The organism is Methylacidiphilum sp. Yel (assembly GCF_004421185.1).
Classification (GTDB): domain Bacteria; phylum Verrucomicrobiota; class Verrucomicrobiia; order Methylacidiphilales; family Methylacidiphilaceae; genus Methylacidiphilum.
Genome location: NZ_LXQB01000085.1, coordinates 1 through 2608 on the forward strand (window position 1 = coordinate 1; position 2608 = coordinate 2608).

Here is a 2608-nt window from a genome sequence, read left to right on the forward strand (position 1 = left end):
CTGCCTGAACGATGCATCCCAATAACAATTACCACTGGCATTTCTACAATTATTCAGGTTGAAACACAAAAATATCTTGGAAAAAAATTCCGGGGATTTCCTTCCAATTTCCAGGATAATAAGCCAACTGCATCAGTCTCGATTCTTCCATAAGCTCTTTTAATCCTTGCTCGTCAATCCCAATCGCTTCTTCTGGAATTTTGGCCCACTGAGGACATCTCCAATGTTCAGAACCAGAAACAGGGAGTTCAAAAACCCATCTCCCCTGATCAGTCCTATGAAAACTTCCCTGCTCCCCAAAAGAACGACGAAGTAGTGACTCTTTATAAATCTGGTCTAAAAAGAAGAATGTAATTATCGCTCGGCCTTGGGGTTTAAGCACCCTTCTGATCTCTTTAAAATAAAACCGAGCTTCTTCTTCCCTAAGATGCGTCCACACAGACAAAGCAGTTACTAAATCAAATTGATGCGCCTCGAGGGGCCATGGCCTAAGCTTCGGATTCTGATCTGGAGCATATAAGGAATTGGATAAATCAAAATGAATAAACTTAAACTGCGCTGGAGGATAATGATTTAGACAAAACTGGATGTCTTCCTTGGAAACGTCCAGCCCTACGTAATAGCCACCATCTTGGATATAAGGTTCAGAAGCAATTGCCAAAAGTCCTGTTCCACAACCCACATCCAATATTTTGTTAGCCATCTTGTTTTCCAGATTAAAATAAAACAAGGTTTGGAAAATTCCAATCACATGAGCCCATTCCCCATAAGAATATTTCCCGCCCCTCCGGTTCTTTTCTGAAGGAATAAGACAAATATTTTTTGTTCTTCGGACATAGTGTTTATCCAACTGGATGTAAAAAGGATCAAGCTGAGCATAGGAAAAAGAATTTAAAAGCTCATTTTTGTCTTGTTCCTGTAGGTTCTGAAGCAATGGAATAATTGTTTTTCTTTCCTTCCAACCTTCCTCAAACTCCGGTTCATACAAAACGATTCCACTTAGTAGTTCCACAGCCTTTGGATCAGGCAATCTTCGTTTATCTTTGGCCAAAAGAAACCAACTCTGTCTTGGATGATACCATTTCAGCCGGCGAATAAACAGCCCGGCAGACTGAGCAAAAGAATGTATCGTTTCAGGCTTATAACGCACTATTTCTGGATAAATCCAACCCGATCCTACAAAATCTTCATCCCCCTCCACAAAGGTGCAGACAATCAGTCCATCCTCCTTTAAAGAACGCTTAAAGTTGTTCAACACCTGAATAATCAGGTCGCTTCCCGTATGAGAAAAGATTGATTGGGCAAGAATAAAATCGAAGTCAATACCAAAGACCTCAACACAAAACCGATCATTATGATCAAAGACAGGTTTTTTTAATCTGATTGTATCTTCTCCCAACTGATGCTTTATGGCCTCTTCGATCAGCCACCGGTTTGGTTCGATCCCAAAATACCTTCCTTTCTGCAAGTATTGGATGAAAAACCTACCCGCTCTCAAAGCACCACAGCCAAAATCAAGAAGGTAATGACAGGAACGCAGTCCCAAAGACCAAAGCAAAGAAAACTGGGTTGCACCCATAAAGTCGAATTGACTAGAAGGACCCACAAAAGCTTGGGAAAAAGCTTCGATCGACTCTAAGTTGCCGATCGGAAAATCTGGATGAGGCCTTCTTTTTTCTTTCCATCCATATTCAATAAAATGGATCAGAGGATTGACTTTTGCTTCTTTAACATCTGGATTTTGTTGAAGATAATAGTTCAAGTCAAAAGCGGGATGAGGATTGCGACCCTCCTTCCATCCCTGCTCCACAAAGTGGATAAGGGGATTAATTTCTGACTGGGCAACTTCAGGATTTTTTTCCAAGTAAAAACGAACATCGAATAATGGGTGGGGATTGCAGTAGGCCTTGCAACCTTCTTTTATAAAATGGACTAGAGGATTCCATTCTTTTTTCTCTGCTTCGGGGCATTCTTCTAAATAATACTGGCTATCGAATAGCGGATGGGGATTCCGTTTTTCTTTAGCGCCATAAAGAAGAAAATGGAGCAAGGGATTTATCCCCTCCTTGGCAATATCTGCATTATTCCTAAGATAATAGTCCGTGTCAAAAAGCGGATGCGGGTTTCTTCTTTCTTTCCATCCCCATTCCACAAAATGCATTAAAGGATTTTGCCCATTACCTCTAACATCTGGATAAGATCGAAGGTAATAATCCGGATCAAAAAGAGTAGAACCCACAATAAGATCCACTTCCTTACGATCCACGGTTGTCCCTCTTGGTTTTTTGGTTTAATTTAGCAAATAGAGGGCTTTGTTGATTAATTTCTCAATAGCCCAAGCCTGTCATTTTCACGCATAGAATAATTGCTCTATGTTTTTTGCTCAAGATAAAAAGAGGCATTCTTCTTGTTTTCACTTAAACAAGAAAAGCTTCCAAAACTAGACCACTAAGTCCTTAGGAAGAATACTGATTGTTTCTAACAAATTCCTACCATAAAAAACTAACGTATTATGAGTCAATCATCTAGGATAAACTCACTACAATTTCTTGCCTAAAAAACTAAGACCGCTTCCTATTGCTGCCATGGGAATGGGCTGACCACTGGC

Annotated in this window: 1 protein-coding gene; it reads right to left on the reverse strand. The window is 40.3% G+C overall.

The window, feature by feature from the left end:
- Positions 1–49: 49 nt before the first annotated feature.
- A complete protein-coding gene (locus A7Q09_RS10010) occupies positions 50–2266 on the reverse strand; it encodes a methyltransferase (RefSeq protein ID WP_134391299.1) in 2217 nt (738 codons plus the stop codon).
- Positions 2267–2608: the final 342 nt, after the last annotated feature.